20 protein-coding genes and 1 pseudogene are annotated in these 20780 nt (G+C 62.5%); 7 read left to right on the top strand and 14 right to left on the bottom strand.

Features of this window, described 5'->3' with window-relative positions; genetic code table 11:
• Positions 1–60: 60 nt before the first annotated feature.
• Positions 61–918 carry a LysR family transcriptional regulator gene (locus NKH97_RS12620; protein ID WP_352797060.1) on the bottom strand — a complete coding sequence of 286 codons (858 nt, stop codon included), beginning with the start codon at positions 916–918 and terminating at the stop codon, positions 61–63.
• A gap of 116 nt (positions 919–1034) precedes the next feature.
• Between NKH97_RS12620 and NKH97_RS12615 the strand changes: the two genes are divergently transcribed.
• Entirely contained in the window at positions 1035–1574 is a 540-nt protein-coding gene (locus NKH97_RS12615; protein WP_023811394.1) for a carboxymuconolactone decarboxylase family protein, read from the top strand.
• Positions 1575–1578: 4 nt separating this feature from the next.
• A complete protein-coding gene (locus NKH97_RS12610; protein ID WP_352797057.1) occupies positions 1579–2016 on the top strand; it encodes a DUF302 domain-containing protein in 438 nt (145 codons plus the stop codon).
• 40 nt (positions 2017–2056) lie between these two features.
• Here the strand turns inward: NKH97_RS12610 and NKH97_RS12605 are convergent.
• A pseudogene (locus NKH97_RS12605) lies at positions 2057–2160 on the bottom strand (DUF4260 family protein); the annotation flags it as partial.
• Between the two features lie 74 nt (positions 2161–2234).
• Entirely contained in the window at positions 2235–2666 is a 432-nt protein-coding gene (irrA, locus tag NKH97_RS12600) for an iron response transcriptional regulator IrrA (RefSeq protein ID WP_024503471.1), read from the bottom strand.
• 242 nt (positions 2667–2908) lie between these two features.
• On the opposite strand from irrA, the gene fabA reads away from it, so the two are divergent.
• The 4 genes from fabA (at position 2909) to NKH97_RS12580 (ending at position 7271) form a co-directional block, all read left to right on the top strand.
• The gene (gene fabA, locus NKH97_RS12595) at positions 2909–3424 is read left to right on the top strand and encodes a 3-hydroxyacyl-[acyl-carrier-protein] dehydratase FabA (RefSeq protein WP_013527885.1); all 516 of its coding nucleotides are present in this window, start codon (positions 2909–2911) and stop codon (positions 3422–3424) included.
• Positions 3425–3474: 50 nt separating this feature from the next.
• The gene (fabB, locus tag NKH97_RS12590; protein ID WP_023811398.1) at positions 3475–4695 is read left to right on the top strand and encodes a beta-ketoacyl-ACP synthase I; all 1221 of its coding nucleotides are present in this window, start codon (positions 3475–3477) and stop codon (positions 4693–4695) included.
• A gap of 13 nt (positions 4696–4708) precedes the next feature.
• Entirely contained in the window at positions 4709–5521 is an 813-nt protein-coding gene (fabI, locus tag NKH97_RS12585; RefSeq protein WP_023811399.1) for an enoyl-ACP reductase FabI, read from the top strand.
• 205 nt (positions 5522–5726) lie between these two features.
• Positions 5727–7271: a putative bifunctional diguanylate cyclase/phosphodiesterase gene (locus tag NKH97_RS12580; RefSeq protein ID WP_352610750.1), complete on the top strand. Its 1545-nt coding sequence runs from the start codon at positions 5727–5729 to the stop codon at positions 7269–7271.
• A gap of 74 nt (positions 7272–7345) precedes the next feature.
• Here the strand turns inward: NKH97_RS12580 and NKH97_RS12575 are convergent, their stop codons facing one another.
• From NKH97_RS12575 to rimP, 10 genes are all read right to left on the bottom strand, one after another.
• Positions 7346–8359 carry a class I SAM-dependent methyltransferase gene (locus NKH97_RS12575; protein WP_352797051.1) on the bottom strand — a complete coding sequence of 338 codons (1014 nt, stop codon included), beginning with the start codon at positions 8357–8359 and terminating at the stop codon, positions 7346–7348.
• 104 nt (positions 8360–8463) lie between these two features.
• Complete coding sequence (gene pnp / locus NKH97_RS12570; protein ID WP_023811402.1) at positions 8464–10611, bottom strand: polyribonucleotide nucleotidyltransferase; 2148 nt, start codon at positions 10609–10611, stop codon at positions 8464–8466.
• Positions 10612–10887: 276 nt separating this feature from the next.
• Positions 10888–11199 (bottom strand): 30S ribosomal protein S15, encoded by a 312-nt coding sequence (rpsO, locus tag NKH97_RS12565; RefSeq protein WP_269470859.1) that lies wholly within the window; start codon positions 11197–11199, stop codon positions 10888–10890.
• 140 nt (positions 11200–11339) lie between these two features.
• On the bottom strand, positions 11340–12434 hold the full coding sequence (gene corA / locus NKH97_RS12560; RefSeq protein WP_352773407.1) for a magnesium/cobalt transporter CorA: 1095 nt from the start codon (positions 12432–12434) through the stop codon (positions 11340–11342).
• A 44-nt stretch (positions 12435–12478) separates the two neighbouring features.
• Positions 12479–13486, bottom strand: a complete 1008-nt coding sequence (gene truB / locus NKH97_RS12555) for a tRNA pseudouridine(55) synthase TruB (RefSeq protein ID WP_352797048.1) — start codon at positions 13484–13486, stop codon at positions 12479–12481.
• Entirely contained in the window at positions 13486–13926 is a 441-nt protein-coding gene (gene rbfA, locus NKH97_RS12550) for a 30S ribosome-binding factor RbfA (protein ID WP_352797046.1), read from the bottom strand. Before rbfA ends, truB begins: the two co-directional genes overlap by 1 nt.
• Before the next feature lie 126 nt (positions 13927–14052).
• Positions 14053–16623: a translation initiation factor IF-2 gene (infB, locus tag NKH97_RS12545; protein WP_352610752.1), complete on the bottom strand. Its 2571-nt coding sequence runs from the start codon at positions 16621–16623 to the stop codon at positions 14053–14055.
• Positions 16620–17270 carry an RNA-binding protein gene (locus NKH97_RS12540; RefSeq protein ID WP_023811407.1) on the bottom strand — a complete coding sequence of 217 codons (651 nt, stop codon included), beginning with the start codon at positions 17268–17270 and terminating at the stop codon, positions 16620–16622. The genes infB and NKH97_RS12540 overlap by 4 nt, the downstream gene beginning before the upstream one ends.
• A 38-nt stretch (positions 17271–17308) precedes the next feature.
• Complete coding sequence (gene nusA, locus NKH97_RS12535) at positions 17309–18904, bottom strand: transcription termination factor NusA (RefSeq protein WP_013527896.1); 1596 nt, start codon at positions 18902–18904, stop codon at positions 17309–17311.
• Positions 18905–18953: 49 nt separating this feature from the next.
• Positions 18954–19598 (bottom strand): ribosome maturation factor RimP, encoded by a 645-nt coding sequence (gene rimP / locus NKH97_RS12530; RefSeq protein WP_013527897.1) that lies wholly within the window; start codon positions 19596–19598, stop codon positions 18954–18956.
• A gap of 297 nt (positions 19599–19895) precedes the next feature.
• On the opposite strand from rimP, the gene NKH97_RS12525 reads away from it, so the two are divergent.
• Positions 19896–20063 carry a hypothetical protein gene (locus tag NKH97_RS12525; RefSeq protein WP_013527898.1) on the top strand — a complete coding sequence of 56 codons (168 nt, stop codon included), beginning with the start codon at positions 19896–19898 and terminating at the stop codon, positions 20061–20063.
• 10 nt (positions 20064–20073) lie between these two features.
• On the opposite strand, the gene trmB is transcribed toward NKH97_RS12525, so the two are convergent.
• Positions 20074–20775 (bottom strand): tRNA (guanine(46)-N(7))-methyltransferase TrmB, encoded by a 702-nt coding sequence (gene trmB, locus NKH97_RS12520; protein WP_023811408.1) that lies wholly within the window; start codon positions 20773–20775, stop codon positions 20074–20076.
• Positions 20776–20780: the final 5 nt, after the last annotated feature.

Below are 20780 nucleotides of genomic sequence, written 5' to 3'. Positions count from 1 at the left end.
TCACGGATACGGCAACAAGGTGCTTGCGCCTCCGCTTCATCAAACTCAATTGCAGTATTGTCATTCACGCCGCCGATCGCTCGCGTCCGCTGCGAAAGCGGCAGCGATTGCGCCTCTCAGCGGGTTGCTCAACCGTGTCAGGAGCGTAATCCGGCTGGCTGGCAAATCCGGCAATCCATACGACCGGTTCAGTATCACGCAATCGGCCGGTACCTGGCTCTGCCCGATCGCCGCCACTCCCAGGCCCGCGCTGGCGGCCGATTGCAACGCAGTCACCGAACCGCCGGTGAAGGCGAGGCGCCAGGCGGTATTGCTGCCATCGAGCGCGCGTTCCGCTGCCAGTCGGACGGTGCAGGATCCGGGCAATGCCAACAGCGGCAACGCGGCAGACGACCGCCAGACGTCAGGCGACTTTGCACACCAGACAAGCTGGTCTCGGTAGAGCGGGATGCCCTGGCGCCGGCTGATATCCATGCGCACGACGGCAAAATCGGCCTTGCCTGCGTCGTAGCGGGCCTGCATCTCAGCTGAGAGACCCACCGACACTTCCAGCAGCAATTCCGGAAAGACCTGGCTCAGACGCCCAAACGCCGACTCCAGAAGCGCACCGGCGGCGTGATCGCCGATGGCCGCCCGGAGCGTGGTGGTTTGCGTGCCAGCATCGAATGTGGCCACGGCCCGGTCATGAGCCTCGAGGACCTGCCGCGCCGAAGCAAGGAACCGCGCGCCTTCGGGCGTCAGCGAAACCGCGCGCGGCGTCCGCGCCAGGAGACGCCGCTCCATCGTTTGTTCGAGCTTGCGGACCCGCAGGCTGATCGCCGACTGGGTGGTCCCGAGAAGATCGGCCGCGGTGGTGAAGCTCTCGCAGTCGGCAACAAGCACGAAGCTGCGAAGCTGTTCGATGGCAAGATGCTTCATTTCGTACTCATATCATAGAGACAGCTACTATGACATTTCCAAATGCTCCTGGTCGAGTCATATGGATTCCGACGAAGCGCGGCGGCTGCCGGCTGACCCGGAAGGAGAATGATTAGATGTCTCGCCTATCGCCAATAAACGAAGATTCCGATACGGAAGCCGGCAAGCTTCTGGCGGAAACGCGACGCCAGCTCGGACGCGTCCCGAACCTCTATCGCGTCCTGGCCAACTCTCCGGTCGCTCTCAAAGGTTATCTGCAATTTCGCGAGTCGCTGCAGAGCGGCCGTCTCAGTTCGAAATTGCGCGAGCAGATCGCCCTGATAACTGCTGAGGTGAACCGCTGCGAATACTGCGTTTCGGCCCACGCATTTCGCGGATCCAAGATCGGCATCTCCGATACGGAATTGGAGCTAAATCGCAGGGGCGATTCAAGCGATGCCAGAGTGGCGGCCACGCTGGCGTTGGCTGCGGATGTGGCGCGTAGCCGCGGAGCCGTCACCGACCAGGCATTCGGCGCCGCCAGGGCCGCGGGGCTCGACGACGAGGAACTGGCAGAGGTGATCGCGCATGTCGCACTCAACTTCTATTCCAACATCCTCAATCACTTCGCCCAGCCAGAACTCGACTTTCCACGGACAGTGCTTCTCAATGACTGACCTCGTGACCCTCGATCCGAGTTCGATGGCGACCATTCCGCGTCACCAGATCGTCGTTTCCTCCAGCTATGGTTTCGATGAGACACTGCAACGGCTTCGCGACGCCATCGCTGCTGCCGAGCTATGGATCATCCATGAGATCGATCCGCAGGCCCTGCTCAGGAAAGGCGGGATCTCCACCATTCGGCTCCGTCAACTGCTTTGGTTCCACCCGCGATACATGGCGCGCCTGTTGCTGACCGATCCTGGCGCCGTGCCCGAAGCGCCGTTCAAGTTCGTGGTCAGCGAACAAGCAGCCGGCGTGACGGTCTGCGCCTTGAACCCGATTTTGGTGTTCTCGCCATATCCCCGGCTTTTTGGTCTCGCCCATGAACTGTTCGACGCGACGGAGCGAATGCTCGAGACGGTTTCCACGATGCCGGTGTCGAGAGGCGATATCTAGCGGAGCCATGAGCGGTCCGGCCGCCTGCATCAAGCGGTGGTCATCTAGTCCTGATGCGGCCGAGATGGGTGTCCGGAAGCCGGTCGACAGCTTCAGGCCGTAACCCAGCGCGCGGTCGATGGCGATGTGGGCGATCCAGATCAGCAACCGCCATCGCATTGCCCCACATGTGCCCGGCGAGCAGCAACAGCGCGGGCACGGTCAGGGGGCCTCGCCGGTCATTCGCGGCGTTTGGGGCGCAGCCTCACCACGATGTCGACATTGGCGATCTCCATCCCTTCCGGAGGCTCCGGCAGGTTGGCAACCGTCACCGGACCGCTGTCGATGTCGAATATGCGGTTTTCGCCTTCGATGTAGAAATGGTGGTGGTCGGAGGTATTGGTGTCGAAATAGGTTTTCGCGCCCTCGACGGCGAGGATGCGCAAAAGTCCCGCCTGGGTAAACTGGTGAAGGGCATTGTAGACGGTGGCCAGCGACACCGGCACGCCGGCGGCAACCGCCTCCTCGTGCAGTTCCTCGGCCGACAGATGCCGGTCGCCCTTGGCGAAAAGCAGATCGGCCAGCGCAATGCGCTGACGCGTCGGCCTCAGGCCGGCTTCACGGACCCGCTTGTCCACAGCGACATTTTCCTTCCGGCCGTCCAGGTCCATCTTCTCGTCGAACCCCACAGTTCCGCCCCAAGACACGCCCAGAATGGCAAAAAAATGAACGTCTGCCGAAACCGGACCTCTCAGGACATATATTCTGTCGTCCGAATGCGATCAATAGCGCGCATTGACCCAGGCAGACGAGCAGGCTAAGCGCAAACGCCGGTTTCCGGCCTGAAACAGATTGTGTTAGGAAACCAACGACAAGGGCACCCGATAGCCCGGAACGATATGGGATGAGATTGATGGCGGGTAAATCCAGCTACGAGTACGACGAATTGCTGGCCTGCGCCCGCGGCGAACTGTTCGGACCGGGCAACGCCCAGCTTCCTTATCCGCCGATGCTGATGTTCGACCGCATCACCGAGATCAGCGAGACGGGCGGCGCCTTCGAGAAGGGTTTCATCCGCGCGGAGTTCGACATCAAGCCGGACCTGTGGTTCTTTGCCTGCCATTTCATCGGCAATCCGATCATGCCGGGGTGCCTCGGCCTCGACGCCATGTGGCAATTGACGGGCTTCTATCTTGGCTGGCTGGGCGAACCCGGCAAGGGGATGGCGCTGTCGACCGGTGAAGTGAAATTCAAGGGCATGGTCACGCCCTCGGTGAAGAAGGTCGAATATGGCATCGACTTCAAGCGCGTGATGCGGGGCCGGCTGGTGCTCGGCATCGCCGATGGCTGGCTGAAGGCGGATGGCGAACCCATATACGCGGCAACGGATTTGAAAGTCGGTCTGTCCAAGCAGTCGGCGGTTGGCTGACCGGCATCCCTGGCCAGCTCTCTGGCCAGCATCCCTGGAAGGAGTTGCGAATGAGACGTGTCGTAGTCACAGGCATCGGCGTTGTGTCGTCGATCGGCAACAATGCCAACGAGGTGCAGACCTCTCTGCATGACGCCAAATCCGGCATCAGCTTCTCCGATTCCTTCGCCGAACACGGCTTCCGTTGCCAGGTCTGGGGAGCGCCGACGCTCGATCCATCGGCCATGATCGACCGCCGTGCGATGCGCTTCCTGAGCCAGGGGGCTGCCTGGAACCATGTCGCCATGGATCAGGCGATCGCGGATGCGGGCCTCGGCGAGAGCGACATCACCAATGAGCGCACCGGCATCGTCATGGGATCGGGCGGACCATCCACCCGCACCATCGTCGAAGCTGCCGAAACGACGCTGAAGAATGGCAGTCCCAAGCGCATCGGTCCGTTCGCGGTGCCGAAGGCAATGTCATCAACCGCATCGGCAACGCTTGCCACCTGGTTCAAGATCCACGGCGTCAACTACTCGATCTCGTCGGCCTGTTCGACCTCGGCGCACTGCATCGGCAATGGCTACGAATTGATCCAGTGGGGCAAGCAGGACATCATCTTTGCCGGCGGCCACGAGGATCTCGACTGGACGATGTCGGACCTGTTCGACGCCATGGGCGCGATGTCGTCGAAATTCAACGACAAGGCATCGACCGCTTCCCGCGCCTATGACGCCAATCGCGACGGCTTCGTCATCGCTGGCGGCGCCGGGGTGCTGGTGCTGGAAGAGCTTGAGCATGCCAAGGCGCGCGGCGCCAAGATCTATGCCGAGATCGTCGGCTATGGCGCGACGTCGGATGGCTACGACATGGTTGCTCCTTCAGGCGAGGGCGCGGTCCGCTGCATGCGCCAGGCGCTGGCCACGGTTTCCACACCGGTCGACTACATCAACACCCATGGCACCTCGACGCCGGTGGGAGATTCCAAGGAAATGGGAGCGATCCGCGAGGTGTTCGGCCCAGAGATGCCGTATATCACCTCGACGAAGTCGCTGACCGGCCATTCGCTGGGCGCGGCCGGCGTGCAGGAATCCATCTATTCGATCCTGATGATGCAGGGCGGCTTCATCGGCGAAAGCGCCCATATCGAGACCCTCGACCCCGAATTCGAGGGCATGCCGATCGTGCGAAAGCGCATCGACGACGCCAGGATCGATACTGTCTTGTCCAATTCGTTCGGCTTCGGCGGCACCAACGCCACGCTCGTTTTCCAGCGCTATTCCGCATAAGGATTTGCCGGCCATGGACGGATTGATGAAGGGCAAGCGCGGGCTTGTCATGGGTGTCGCCAACGATCATTCGATCGCTTGGGGAATTGCCCGGAAATTGTCCGAACATGGGGCGGAACTCGCCTTCACCTATCAGGGCGATGCCTTCGGACGCAGGGTTAAGCCGCTGGCCGACAAGCTCGGCGCCTCGCTGGTGGTGCCGTGCGACGTCGAGGACAGCGCTTCGGTCGCCGCCACATTCGAGACCCTGGGCAAGGAATGGGGCGGGCTGGATTTCATCGTCCACGCCATCGGCTTTTCCGACAAGAACGAGTTGAAAGGCCTCTACGCCGACACCAGCCGGGACAATTTCGTCCGTACCATGGTGATCTCTTGCTACTCCTTCACCGAGGTCGCCCGCCATGCAGCCACCTTGATGCAGGACGGCGGATCGATGATCACGCTGACCTATGCGGGCTCCGTCCGCGTCATGCCGAACTACAATGTCATGGGCGTCGCCAAGGCAGGGCTGGAGGCGAGTGTCCGCTACCTCGCCAACGATTACGGTCCGCGCGGCATCAGGGTGAACGGCATATCGGCTGGACCCGTGCGCACGCTCGCCGGCGCCGGTATTTCCGATGCGCGCCATATGTTCTCCTACCAGCAGCGAAACTCGCCGCTGCGCCGCACGGTGACCATCGACGAGGTCGGCGGCTCGGCACTTTATCTGTTGTCGGATCTGTCTTCCGGGGTTACCGGCGAGATCCACTATGTCGATTCCGGCTATCACATCGTTTCCATGCCGACACTCGACGAATTGAAGCAGACCGACGGCGGACGAGACTAACGCCTGTCGCCCAAAGGTGCGCGGCGGTTTTGGAATGGCGACATTGAAGACACGAAGCTTAAAGCGCGCCAACTGAATCCGTTTCAGCGCTAGGCGTATTGATCCGCTCAAGAAATACTTTCGGTCCAGTAAAATTGGATTCATTCGCGGAAACTCATTTTAAGGAGATATCCGCTAGAAAGCCCCGTACTCAGGGGAACTTTCAATGCTCGCCGTCAGCAACCCGAAGCGAACACCGGTGTTCCGACTGCTCACCATAGCGAGTTCGGGTCTCGGCAGTTTCGTCCTCGGGCTCTGGGGCTTGAAGCTCGGCCTCGGCGATGGTTTTGTCGGCATCTCCGCGGACATGATGGTCTCGGTGATGGCCGCTCTTTGCGCACTGGCGGCATCGGTCGCCGCGATGTCCTTCTTCGCCGGCGTCGATGAATCGGCGGATTTCGTCTTCACGGAAACCCATTTCGACAAGCTGACCGGCCTGGTGGCACGCCCGGCGATGGTCGGCAAGATTGCCGAGGCGGCATGCGCGACCAGCCGGACCGGCGAGCCGATGTTCCTCATCGATATCGACATCGACCGGTTCAAGCAGATCAATGACGCCATCGGCTACAGCCAGGGCGACGAGTTGATCCGCGCCTTCACCAAGCGCTTGAAGACGTGCGTGCCGCCGCGCGCGCTGATCGGACGCATCGGCGCCGGTGAATTCGCGATCCTGCTGCCCGACAATCAGGTGTCCGGATCGCTGGAAAGCACCGTCGAGAGGCTCATCGACGAGATGATGGAGCCCTATGATCTCGGTACGCACCTGCAATCGGTCAGCCTGTCGGTCGGCATCGTGGCGATGCCAAAGGACGGCGTCGATCCGGTCCTCATCCTGCGCCGCTCCAATCTGGCGCTGCAGAACGCGCGCGCCAGCGGCGTCGGCAACTGGTCGGTCTTCCATGCCGAAATGGGCAGGGTCGCCGACCATCGCCAATGGATCGAATCCGAACTGCATATAGCCTTCGAGCGTGGCGACTTCGACCTTCATTACCAGCCGCAGCTCGATCTCCCGACCGGCCGCATCGTCGGGTATGAAGCGCTTATCCGCTGGCGGCATCCGGAACGCGGCATGATCCCGCCGATGGAGTTCATTCCGATCGCCGAGGAAACCGGCATGATCGGCCCGATCGGCGAATGGGTGCTGCGCAAAGCCTGCAGCGACGCACAGCATCTGCCCGATGATTGCTTCGTCGCCGTCAACATCTCGCCCGTCCAGTTCATGACCAAGGACTTCGTCGGCATCGTGCGCGACACTATGACGAGCACCGGCATCAAGCCGTCGCGGCTGGAGCTGGAAGTGACCGAGACGGCGATGATGCAGGACCGCGACCGCGCCGCCGCCATCCTGAAGGAGCTTGCGGATATGGGCATCTCGGTCGCCGTCGACGATTTCGGTACCGGCTATTCCAATTTGAGCTACTTGATCGATTTCTCATTCGGCAAGCTGAAGATCGACCGGTCCTTCGTCAGCCGCCTCGACACCGACTCCAGCTCCGGCGCGGTCGTCTCGACGATCGTCGGGCTTTCGCGCGCGCTCGGGGTCAGCATCATTGCCGAAGGCGTCGAGACCGAAAGCCAGGCGACGCTGCTCAGGGCAGCCGGCTGCGAGGTGGTGCAAGGCTATCTTTACGGCAGGCCCGCCCCCCTCAAGATCAGGATCGGCGACGCGCATGTCACCGATGAGGTCCGGCGCGTCGCCAATCTGCATTGAGTGCGACGCGATGTCTGTTTTCGTCTGAGCATGACCTTTTCCGAAAACCGGTATCCACTTTTCGGGATCATGCTTCAACGACGAGCGACAAGCACCTTGAACATGCCGGCGCGAGCGAGTTCGGCATGGCTCGAAAAAGCGGCCGCCAGGATCGGCTCATAGGGAAGCTGGCGGTTGGCGACCATGAACAGCCGCCCACCTGGTTTCAAGGCCTTGGCCGCCGCGCGGATCATGCCGGCGCCGATCTCCGGCTCGGCCGCCCGGCTGCGGTGAAAGGGCGGGTTCATGGCGATCGCGTCGTAACGCTTCTCGACCGGTTCCTTCAGCAGATCGATCCAGAAGAAATTCCTGGCGATCGACTGGCCGACTCCTGCCAGATTGAGCTTTGCGGCTTCGAGCGAGGCGAAATCGGCCTCATAGAGGTCGAGCGCCTGAACGCCGGGGGAGCAGGCGGCGATCTCGGCAGCCAGATACCCCCAGCCGGCGCAGAAATCGGCAACGCTGCCCCGCAGATCATTGGGCAGGTTCTCGACCAGCAATTTGGAGCCGGTATCGATCCGGTCGAAGGAAAACATGCCGGGCGCGGTGCGGAACCGGTTTTCAACCAGCAGAGCGGGATTGGCGGCGCGCAGTTCTTCCGCGACGGCGAGATCCGCGGGACGGCGTAACCAGAAGGCGATGCCGTGATATTTCGGCAGATGGCCCTCAAGGGGGACAAGTTCGTCAACGCGCTTGCGCAGGCTGGCAATGCCGTCATCCTTGCCGCCGGCAATGACGACCAAGGCGCCAGGCGCCACGCGCTCAAGCGCATCGGCGATGCGCACCTCGTTCAGGCCGCGATGCCGGCCGGCCAGCACAAGTGCCATATCGAAGCCGCCGCCTTCCGGTTGCGCGGTGACGCCGGAGGCCTGCAACGCACGAAAATCCGGCCGGAAGCCTTGCACGAGGTGAAGCGTCGCCTCGAAGCCTTCAGGCAGGCGAAATCCTGGCTCAGCGCCGAGAAACAGCACGCGCTCGCCCTTTACCGGCAAAGCAACAGCCTCGGCCTCAAAGGGATGGAAAAGCGTCTTCAACGGCTCGGCGGACATTGTTCGATCTCGACCTGTCTAGACGATCTGAAGTGAAAACGGAGCTAAAATGAAAACGGGCGCGACATAAGCCGCGCCCGTTTCGATTCATGGTCTCAGACCAATCAGGCGGCGTTTTCTTCGCCTTCGGTCTTCTTGTCGCGGGCGAGTTCCTTGCCGGTGGCCTGGTCGACGACCTTCATCGACAGGCGGACCTTGCCGCGCTCGTCGAAGCCCATCAGCTTGACCCAGACCTTATCGCCTTCCTTGACCACGTCCGAGGTCTTGGCGACCCGGTCGTTGGCAAGCTGCGAGATGTGGACGAGGCCATCACGCGGACCGAAGAAGTTGACGAAAGCGCCGAAGTCCGCGGTCTTGACGACCGTACCTTCGTAAATCTCGCCGACTTCCGGCTCGGCGACGATGGTGTGGATCCACTTCTTCGCCGCCTCGATCTCCTTGGCGTTGGACGAAGCGATCTTGACCGTGCCGTCGTCCTCGATGTTGATCTTGGCGCCGGTCTTTTCGACGATCTCGCGGATGACCTTGCCGCCCGAGCCGATCACGTCACGGATCTTGTCGGTCGGGATGTGCATCACTTCGATGCGCGGTGCGAACTCACCCAGTTCCGAACGCGCGCCGGTCAGAGCATGCGCCATCTCGCCGAGGATGTGCTGGCGGCCATCCTTGGCCTGGTCCAGCGCGATCTTCATGATCTCCTCGGTGATGCCTTCGATCTTGATATCCATCTGCAGCGAGGTGATGCCGCTGGCGGTGCCGGCGACCTTGAAGTCCATATCGCCGAGGTGATCTTCGTCACCGAGGATGTCGGAGAGAACGGCGAAACGCTCGCCTTCCTTGATCAGGCCCATGGCGATACCGGCGACGGGCTTGGCCAGCGGCACGCCGGCATCCATCAGCGCCAGCGAGGTGCCGCAGACAGTGGCCATCGACGACGAACCGTTGGACTCGGTGATCTCCGAGACGACGCGCAGCGTGTAGGGGAACTGGTCAGCGCTCGGCAGCATCGGGCGAATGGCGCGCCAGGCGAGCTTGCCATGGCCGATTTCGCGACGACCCGGCGAACCCATGCGGCCGGTCTCACCGACGGAATAGGGAGGGAAGTTGTAGTGAAGGAGGAACTTCTCCTTGTACATGCCGGTCAGCGAATCGACATACTGCTCGTCCTCGCCGGTGCCGAGCGTGGCAACGACCAGCGCCTGGGTCTCGCCGCGGGTGAACAGCGCCGAACCATGGGTGCGCGGCAGAACGCCGACTTCGGAGACGATCTTGCGAACCGTGCTCAGGTCGCGACCGTCGATGCGCGAACCGGTGTCCAGGATGTTCCAGCGCACGACCTTGGCCTGGAGTTCCTTGAACACGCTGCCGATCTGCTCGGAAGTGTATTTGGCGTCTTCGCCTTCGGCCGGGGCAAACGCTGCCTTGACCTTCGCCTTGACGGCGTCGACGGCGGCGTAACGCTTCTGCTTGTCGACGTTCTTGTAGGCATTGCTGAGTTCGTCGCCGACGATCTTCAGCATCTCGGCTTCAAGCGCGGAATAGTCCGGCGCGGTGAAGTCGCGCGGCTCCTTGGCGGCAACTTCGGCCAGCTTGATGATGGCGTCGATGACCGGCTGGAAGCCCTTGTGGCCGAACATGACGGCGCCGAGCATCAGCTCTTCGCCCAATTCCTTGGCCTCGGACTCAACCATCAGCACGGCGTCGGTGGTGCCGGCGACGATCAGGTCGAGCTTGGATTCCTGCATCTCGTCGACATGCGGGTTGAGCACGTATTCGCCGTTGATGTAGCCGACGCGAGCGCCGCCGATCGGGCCCATGAAGGGCACGCCCGAGAGCGTCAAGGCGGCCGAAGTGGCAACGATCGACAGGATGTCGGGATCGTTCTCGAGATCGTGCTGGACGACGGTGACGACGATCTGGGTGTCGTTCTTGTAGCCGGAGGCGAAGAGCGGGCGGATCGGGCGGTCGATGAGGCGGGAAACCAGCGTTTCCTTCTCGCTCGGACGGCCTTCACGCTTGAAATAGCCACCCGGGATCTTGCCGGCGGCGTAGGTCTTTTCCTGGTAGTTGACGGTCAGCGGGAAGAAATCGAGGCCGGGCTTCGGCTCCTTCATCGAAACGACGGTGGCGAGAACCTTGGTCTCGCCGTAGGTGGCGAGCACCGCGCCGTCAGCCTGGCGTGCGATCTTGCCGGTTTCGAGGATGAGCGGACGGCCGCCCCATTCGATTTCCACTTTGTGGTGATTGAACATGTCTTGTCCTTAATATGAGGAAAGGGCCGCGCCGTTTCACGGTGCGCGGATGCCCTTTCCCTGGCTTCCTTTCTCGGGCAGCCACGGGCAAGACAACGGGAAGCTCGGGTGATTTCGGCGCGGTGCGCGCGCGAGCGTCCTGCAATCCTGCCCCATGACCGTCCATGGGCGGTTTCGAGTGCCCTCTGCACGATCGAAACCGGGTCTGGCCAGTCGATGCGACTGGCAGAATGCGCGACCGGCGGGCTCTCCTTCGAAAGCCCGCCGGTCAATTCGTCAACGGCGCAGACCGAGCTTCTCGATCAGCGTCTGGTAGCGCGCGTCGTCCTTGCGCTTGAGATAATCAAGCAGGCTGCGGCGCTGGGAGACGAGAGCAAGCAGACCACGGCGGGAATGGTTATCCTTCTTGTGGTCCTTGAAATGGTCGGTCAGGTTCTTGATGCGCTCGGAAAGGATGGCCACCTGGACTTCCGGAGACCCGGTATCGCCCTTGGCGGTTGCGAATTCACCCATCAATTCCTGTTTGCGCTCGGCAGTAATCGACATCGTGTTTTTCCTTATCTGTTTGAGGAAACGGGTCGCCCTCAGCCGGGATGTCGTCCAGCAGGGGCCGGTGCAAGCAAAACGTCATAGCGCTATGCTGCGGCGCATATAGTGCAATTCCCCGGAAAACACCAGCCCAATTCACAAGCCGGCTTTTCAGGCCAAAATGGCAGGTTTTAGCCTTGTCAAAGCCATTTCTTCCATTTGAAGAAGGCGATCAGCCCGAACGCGACAAGCGCCATGAACAGCAGCGACAAGGGATAGCCATAATAGGCCTTCAGTTCCGGCATGTTCCAGGGCGAAGACTCCGGATCGAAATTCATGCCCCAGATGCCGACCAGGAAGGTGAGCGGCATGAAGATGACCGAGACGATGGTGAGATAGCTGATGACGTCGTTGGTGCGCGCCTGGCTCAGCGACAGGTGCATCTCGATCAGGCCGGTCAGCATGTCGCGCTGGGTTTCGACCAGCTCGATCAACCGTAGCGCATGGTCGAGCGTGTCGTTGAGGAAGATCTTGGTCTCGGCCTTCACATAGGGCACATCGTTGCGGATCAGCGTCGCCAGCGCATCGCGCATCGGCCACAGCACGCCTTTCAGCACGTTGGCGTCGCGCCGCAATTCATGCAGCTGCCGCATCTGATGCTTGTGCGGCGAATGCAGCATCTCGTCCTCGATGCTGTCGACCATGTCGCCGGCGGCCTCGATCGGCGGAAAGTAGCTGTCGACGATGGCGTCGATCAGCGCATAGGCGAGGTAATCGGCACCGCGCGCGCGCAACCGGTTGGGCGCTGAGCTTTCGATGCGCTTGCGCACGGGATCGAACGGATCGCCTTCACGCTCCTGGAAGGTGACGACGAAATTATTGCCGAAGAAGACGGCGATCTGCTCATAGCGGTGCGAGGCGACGTCGTCGATCATCCTGACGACGACGAAGGCATGATCCTCGAAAAAGTCGACCTTCGGCCGCTGGCCGGTGTTGACGACGTCCTCCAGCGCCAACGGATGCAGGCTGAATATACGGCCGATCTCCTCGATCAGCGGGATGTTGGCGAGGCCGGTACAATCGAGCCAGAGGACCGGCCATTTATCGCAATGGGTGTTCAGGTCGTCGATGCTGGCATTTTCGATAGTCTTGAATTTTTCGGGCGAGATCAGCGTCAGCCTGAGTTCGCTGCGCCGCGCCGAGGGATCGGCGATCAGCGTGCCGGGCGACGCACCGACCGGCGGCCGCCGCGTTTTCACTGGTGCCCGCGTCTTCACGGTCTCAGCCTTTGCCATATGCCCCTCGTGCGAGTCCTCGCCTCGATATTAGACGACAGGAGTCACCCGGCAAAGACCCGCTTGGGCTTGAACATGCCTTGCTCGATGGCACCGATGGCGACCAGCTTGCCGCGCGCCGTGGCGCAGGCTTCCTCGGCTTCCACCGGTGCGTCGCGGCCGCGGATGATGACCGGGTTGCCAAGGCGGATCTTGGTCGCCGCGTCGTCGCTGATGGCGATCTGCGGCAGGCAGTCGAGAGCCGCCGACGTATCGACCAGAAGCGCATCGATGGCGTCGAAGTCGATTGGTACTTCCACCTTGTCGACAGCCTCTGTCGTGTCAGCGGCTTCCGTTGCGTAAGTGACGTCCGTCGTGCTGTCTTCGTCCTGGACACCGAAACGGGCGGCTTCCAGTTCGGCGATGGTGACGAAATCCTCCGCCGTGAACGGCTCGACCTCGACCCGGCGCAATTCGGAAATGTGGCCGAAACAGCCCATGTCGCGGCCCATGTCGCGGGCCAGCGCGCGCACATAGGTGCCCTTGCCGCATTCGACCTCGAAAACAGTATGGTCGGCGCCATGCTCGACAACGTCCAGACGGCCGATCTCGATCTCTCGCGCGGGTATGTCGACTGTCGCGCCGTCGCGGGCCAGATCATAGGCACGCTCGCCCGCGATCTTGATGGCCGAGAATTGCGGCGGCGTCTGCATGATGACGCCAGTGTATTTCGGCAGCAGGGCGAGCACTTGGGCTTGCGACGGGCGCAGGTCGGACTCTTTCGTCACCGGACCCTCGAGGTCATCGGTGGAGCGCTCCTGCCCCCAGGCAACGGTGAAGCGGTAGATCTTTGCGCCGTCCTGCACGTAGGGAACGGTCTTGGTGGCCTCGCCAAGCGCGATCGGCAGCATACCGGACGCCAGCGGGTCGAGCGTGCCGGCATGGCCGGCCTTTTCGGCCTGGAACAGCCATTTGATCTTGGAGACGGCTTCGGTCGAGCCCATGCCGACCGGCTTGTCCAGGATCAGCCAGCCCGAGATCGGCCGGCCCTTCTTCTTGCCGCGGCGCGCCACTATTCGGTGTCCTTGTTGTCGTCTTTGCCCTGGTGCGCGTTTTCCTGGTCCTCAGGACCCAGATCGCGCGCCACTTCCGGCGATTTCAACAGGTCATTGATCCTGGCAAAATTGTCGAAGGAGGTGTCGAGCTTGAAGCGGAACTCCGGCATGAACTTCATCTGCCGCAGCGCGCCGGAGACACGGCCACGGACGAATTTCGCATGCTTGTTCAGCGCCTCGACCACCGCATCGGTATCCTTGGCGCCGAGCGGCGAGACGAAAGCGGTAGCGACCTTCAAATCGGGCGACATGCGCACTTCCGAAACCGACACCACGGTGTTCTCGATCAGCGGATCGATGATCTCGCCGCGCTGCAGGGTTTCGGATAGCGCATGGCGCACCTGTTCGGCGACGCGCAGCATGCGCTGGGATGGGCTGGATGTGGTTGGACGGGGCATTTTTCTCTATCCTGAAAGCGTGAGGCGCGGGATGGGACCGTGCCGCATGTCTCATATGGGTCGTTCTCAATAGACCTCGGGCGGCGGCCTCTCGGCCACCGCCCGGTATGGACAAGTCACTCGAACTCAGAGTGTCCGGGTCACCATCTCGACGCGGAAGCACTCGATGACGTCGCCGACGCGCATGTCCTCGTAGTTCTGGAAGGCCATGCCGCACTCCTGGCCGCCGGGGACTTCCGAAACTTCGTCCTTGAAGCGCTTCAGCGTCTTCAGCGTCCCTTCGTGGATGACGACGTTGTCGCGGATCAGGCGCACCCCCGCACCGCGTTCGACCTTGCCTTCGGTGACACGGCAGCCGGCGATCTTGCCGACCTTGGTGATGTCGAAGATCTCGAGGATCTGCGCGTTGCCAATGAAGGTCTCGCGACGCTCCGGCGACAGCAGGCCCGACAGAGCCGCCTTCACGTCATCCACGAGGTTGTAGATGATCGAGTAGTAGCGGATCTCGATGCCAGCCGCCGCTGCGGCGGCACGTGCCTGGACGTTGGCGCGGACGTTGAAGCCGATGATCGCGGCACCCGAAGTCTCCGCCAGCGACACGTCGCTTTCGGTGATGGCGCCGGCACCGGCATGGACGATGCGCGCACGCACCTCGTCGGTGCCGAGCTTGTCGAGCGCGGCGTTGATCGCCTCGATCGAGCCCTGCACGTCGCCCTTGATGACCAGCGGAAATTCCTTCAGCCCGCTTGTCTGCAATTGCGACATCATCTGCTCGAGCGACCCGCGCTGGCCGGCATGCTTGGCAACCGCCTTCTCGCGCGCCAGACGCTGGCGGTATTCGGTGATCTCGCGGGCACGGGCCTCGTTGTTGACCACGGCGAAGCGGTCGCCGGCCTGCGGGGTGCCCTGCAAGCCAAGCACTTCCACCGGCATCGCCGGCGGCGCTTCCTTGATCTGCGTGCCACGATCGTTGACCAGCGCACGGACCCGGCCCCATTCGTTGCCGGCAACCAGGATGTCGCCCGGCATCAGCGTGCCGGTCTGCACCAGCACGGTGGCGACGGGGCCACGGCCCTTGTCGAGCTGGGCTTCGATGACGACGCCTTCGGCGGTACGATCCGGATTGGCCTTCAGGTCGAGAATTTCGGCCTGCAGCAGGATCGCCTCGAGCAGTTTGTCGAGATTGGTGCCCTTGGTCGCCGACACTTCGACGTCCAGAACTTCACCCCCCATGGATTCGACGAAAACCTCGTGGCGCAGCAGCTCGGAGCGCACTTTCTGCGGATCGGCATCATGCTTGTCGATCTTGTTGATCGCCACGATGATCGGAACGCCGGCCGCCTTGGCATGGCTGATCGATTCGATCGTCTGCGGCATGACGCTGTCGTCGGCCGCAACCACCAGGATGGCAATGTCGGTCGCCTGGGCGCCACGAGCACGCATCGCTGTGAAGGCGGCGTGGCCGGGCGTGTCGATGAAGGTGATCTTGTGACCGTTCTTCTCGACCTGGTAGGCGCCGATGTGCTGGGTGATGCCGCCGGCTTCGCCGGAGACGACATTGGCGTTGCGGATCGCGTCGAGCAGCGAGGTCTTGCCGTGATCGACGTGACCCATGATCGTCACGACCGGCGGACGCGAAACCAGGTCCTCGGCACTGTCGGCGATGTTGAACAGGCCTTCCTCGATGTCGGACTCGGCGACGCGGCGGACCGTGTGGCCGAATTCGGTGGCAACCAGCTCGGCCGTGTCGGCGTCGATGACGTCGCCCGGCTTCAGGATCTGGCCCTGCTTCATGAAGAACTTGACCAGGTCGACCGCGCGCTCGGACATGCGTTGCGCCAGTTCCTGGATGGTGATGGTCTCTGGCAGGATCACTTCGCGCATGACTTTCTCGCGCGGCTCATTGTGCATCGCGCGCTTGAATTTTTCCTGGCGGCGACGCATCGACGACAGCGACCGGGCTCGCGCGTCTTCGTCGGACAATGCTGAATTCAGCGTCAGCTTGCCGCGGCGGCGGTCTTCCTCGGCCTTGGTCGGCTTGGCCGGACGCGCCACTTCGGGCGTGACCGGACGGCGCACCGGTGCGCCGGCACCAACACGTTTCGGCTTGGCCACTTCCTCGTCATCGACTGTTGCCAGTTCGGCGGCCAATGGCGCGCGTCGACGGGCCTCTTCCTCAGCCCGACGGCGGGATTCGGCCTCGGTCTGCAACCGCGCCTCTTCCTCGGCCTGGCGGCGTGCGGATTCATCGCGTTCGCGCTTGCGGCGCTCTTCGTCCTCGGCGCGACGCTTGGCATCCTCGGCGGCGCGCTGGCGGTCCTCGACCTCGCGAACCTTCGAGCCCTCGAGCGCCCTGCGGCGCGCTTCCATTTCACTGCGCGACAGTTCGTTCAGCACCATACCGCTGCGTTCGACCGGGGCCGGCGGCGGTGGTGGCGCCTTCGGTGCTTCCGGCACGACGACGGGTGCGGCCACGACCGCCGGCTTCGGTGTGAAGACGGGGGCGGCAACAGGCTCCGGCTTGTCGCCGGGCATCGAGAACTTGCGCTTCTTGGTTTCGACGACGACCTGCTTGGTGCGGCCGTGCGAGAAGTTCTGGCGCACAGTGCCCTGTTCCATACCGGGGCGCTTCAGCGTCAAGGTCTTCTTCGGCGTCACACTCAGCGTATTGTCGTCACCCGATTTCGTATCGCTCATTCCATATCCTCTGCGGCATCATCTTCGTCAGCAACAGCCGCAAGCATTGCCAGATCGTCCGGGGAACCGCCCCGATACCGGTCGAGCGCAACCATGCGCTTCTGGACCGCCCTGCCCGCGTCTCCCGCGAGAACGGCAGCATGTATCACATTTGTACCCCCCAATGCCAAGCTCAACTCGGCCTCGGAGAAAAGTTTGTAGGCAAGGATAGCGGGCCCGCCGAGATGGACTGTCGCCCGTCGCGCCTGGCTGATCTTGCGCACGCCGTCGTCGGACGCCTCGGTCGCGTGGAGCACGAAAAGCGCCAATCCACCGCGGACAGCACTTTCGACCTTGGTGGCACCCAGCGAAATTGCGCCTGCCTTGCGGGCAAGACCAAGCATGCCCAGAGCGTGCCTGGAAAGTAGCCCGTCGATCATGCCGCCAAGATCGGGCGGCACGACCACCTGTGCCTTGAAGGCGCGGGCAAAGAGGTTCTTCGCCGCAGCCTTGTCGATATGTAGGCGGTCGGCGCTCACCCAGCAACCGCGGCCGGGCAGATTTCTCTTAATGTCGGGAACGACGGCCGAATCCGGGCCGACGACAAACCGGATCAGATCATCCGGTTCGGCTTGTTTGCGCGTAACGATGCAGGTGCGATCGTTCATCTCGTCCAAGGGCGGGTTCGGTGCGATGCGGTTTCACCTCACGCACCAACGGCTTCGTCAGCCGAGACTTCTTCGGCTGCAAGCTCGTCTTCGGTGATCCAGCCGGCCTTGAGGCGGGCGGCCAGAACCATTTGTTCGGCGTCTGCGCGGGTCACGCCATGATTGGCCAGCACGCCCGGATAGACCTTGGTCTCACCGTCCTTGCGTTCCTTCCAGCCGGTCAGGTCGTCGGCGGCATAGCCGGCGAAATCCTCGATCGTCTTCACGCCGTCCTCGCCAAGCGTCACCATCATGGCGGTGGTGACGCCGGGGATTTCGCGCAATTCGTCCGAAACACCAAGCGCCTTGCGCTTGTCGTCGTGCTCGGCCTCGATCTTCTCCAGATATTCGCGGGCGCGGGTCTGGATTTCCGAAGCGGTGTCCTCGTCGAAACCGTCAATAGAGGCGATCTCGCCGGAATCGACATAAGCGACTTCCTCGACGCTGGTGAAGCCTTCGGAGGCCAGCACCTGGCCGACCATCTCGTCGACGTCGAGGGCTTCCATGAACAGCGACGAACGCTCGACAAATTCCTTCTGGCGGCGCTCGGATTCTTCGGCCTCGGTCAGGATGTCGATATCCCAACCGGTCAGCTGCGAAGCCAGGCGCACGTTCTGGCCGCGGCGGCCGATGGCCAGCGACAGCTGGTCGTCGGGAACCACGACTTCGATGCGTTCGGCATCCTCGTCGAGCACGACCTTGGCGACTTCCGCCGGCTGCAGCGCATTGACGATGAAGGACGCCGCCGAAGGCGACCACGGAATGATGTCGATCTTCTCGCCCTGCAATTCGCCGACGACGGCCTGGACGCGGCTGCCGCGCATGCCGACGCAGGCGCCGACCGGATCGATCGAGCTGTCGCGCGAGATGACGGCGATCTTGGCGCGCGAACCTGGATCGCGGGCGACCGACTTGATCTCGATGATGCCGTCATAGATTTCCGGCACTTCCATGGTGAACAGCTTGGCCATGAACTGCGGATGGGTGCGCGACAGGAAAATCTGCGGGCCGCGCTGCTCGCGGCGCACATCGTAGACATAGGCGCGGACGCGGTCGCCATATTTGTAGTTCTCGCGCGGGATCAGCTCATCGCGGCGGATGATCGCTTCGCCGCGGCCGAGATCGACGATGACGTTGCCGTATTCGACGCGCTTGACGGTACCGTTGACGATCTCGCCGATGCGGTCCTTGTACTCGTCATACTGGCGGTCGCGTTCGGCCTCGCGGACCTTCTGCACGATGACCTGCTTGGCCGACTGGGCGGCGATGCGGCCGAAATCCATGGGCGGCAGCTGTTCAGCGATGAAGTCGCCGAGCTGAGCGTCGGGATTGCGCTCGCGCGCCGAGGAAATGGCGATCTGCGTGGCGTAGTCATCGACCTTCTCGACGACTTCCATCAGCCGCTGCAGCTTCATCTCACCGGTGTTCGGGTTGATGTCGGCGCGGATGTTGGTCTCCTGACCGTAACGCGAGCGCGCCGCCTTCTGGATCGCATCGGCCATGGCGGCGATGACGATCGACTTGTCGATCGACTTTTCACGCGCGACCGCGTCGGCGATCTGCAGCAATTCAAGTCTGTTGGCGCTTACAACCATCGTTTTTCTCCCGAGCCTGTTTGCCGGACCTTTGCGCCCGGCAGCTCAATCATAGTTCCTGTTCGTGTTCTTCCGTGGCGTCCGCTTCCGCACCCGACTCGTCGTCGTCCGGTTCGCCGCGGCGTTTCTTGGCTTCCTTGCGCGCCCTGTTGTCCTTCGACAGGGCATCGCGGATAAGATCGTCTGTCAGGATCAAGCGCACATCGGCAATCGCATCATAGGGGACGCGCACCGTCGGCTCCTCGCCATAGGCGGCCTTGTCGCGCTCGATCAGCACATCGTCTTCGCCGGCTTCGGCGATCTTGCCCTTGAAGCGCTTGCGGTCGGCAACGACGATCGATGTTTCCATCTTCACCAGATGACCCGTCCAGGTCGTGAAATCCGATTTGCGGACCAGCGGCCGGTCGATGCCGGGCGACGAGACTTCAAGATGATAGGCCTTTTCGATCGGATCGTCGACGTCGAGCGCCGGCGACACCGCGCGGCTGACCTCTTCGCAATCCTCGACGGTCATGGTGCCGTCCTCGCGTTCGGCCATGATCTGCAGCGTCAGCCCGTTCTGGCCCGACAGATGCACCCGCACGAGGCGGAAGCCGATGCCACGCAGGACCGGCTGGACGATCAGCGCGATGCGCGCATCGATGCCGCTTTCGCGGATGATGCGATCGTCGCCCTCGCTTGCCGTTGCAGTCATTGAAGCCCTGTCGTTCTACTAGGTTATCGGCAGGTAATAAAAAAGAGCGGGACCGGGTGGACCCACTCTTCGTCATACCGACCAAGAATTTGAGGCTGATATAAACGATCATGGCCTGTGTTTCAAGCCCGCTATGCTGGTCGGGCAACGCCGCCATCGAGGCGGCCCGCGCCAGCGTTGCATGGGGTGCATGGCGCCTATGCGGCGACCCCCATGGGATTGGCGCCGAAACGCACCTACCTATGTTGCGCTGCACAAATGTGGCCGTGGGTCACACGTGCGCGAAAGGACATGATCATGAGCAATCGCAAGATATTTTCTGCAATAGGCGACTTCTTCACCGTATTCGGCAGCGCCGTGGCCGCTTCACGGGCCGTGGAAGCCGGTCGCAGGCCGCGCGCCGACGACCTGCGCAACCTCGGCGTCGAGCCTGCCGCCTTCGATCGCATCGGCCGCCGCTTCTAAGACTGCAAGCTTATTTCCGAATGAAGGTAAGATAGGCCGGCCGCCGGCCCTCACGAATGGCCTTGACCTCGTAACGGGTGCCCGGCCAGCCTTCATAGGGCCGGTGCCAGTCCGCCGCCTCGCAAGCCTGCCATGCGAACGCGCCATGCGCGCGGCAATGCAGCAGGGTCCAGTTGACATAGGTGTCGATGTCGGACGCAAAGCGGAATTTTGAACCAGGCTTCAGCACACGCGCGAACCGCTCGAGATTGACCGGGCTGACGAAGCGCCGCTTCCAGTGTTTCTTCTTCGGCCAGGGATCGGGATAGAGCAGATCGATGCCGTCGAGCGAGGCTTGCGGCAGCCAGTCGAGCAGCCTTGTGGCGTCGTCGTCATAAACCCGCAAATTGCCGAGCGGTTTCTCGCGCACCGCCATCATCATCTTGGCCATGCCGTTGACGAAGGGCTCGACGCCGATAAAGCCGATCGCTGGGGCCTCGGTCGCACGATGCAGGAGATGCTCGCCACCGCCGAAGCCAATCTCGAGGCGAACCGCGCGGACATCCGTCTCAAACAAAGCGCTGAGATCAGCCGGCGGCTCGGCCGCCAGATCGAGCCGATATGTGCCGAAGCCGCTTTCCAGCGCGGCCGCCTGCTGCGGGCGCATGGTCTTGCCGCGCCGGCGACCGAAAAAGGCTTCGGTCGCGCGGCTTGGTCTGTCCTTCGGATCCATGGCGG

Source organism: Mesorhizobium sp. M0870, from assembly GCF_040319775.1.
GTDB lineage: Bacteria > Pseudomonadota > Alphaproteobacteria > Rhizobiales > Rhizobiaceae > Mesorhizobium.
This window is presented reverse-complemented; position numbering and strand designations above follow the sequence as displayed.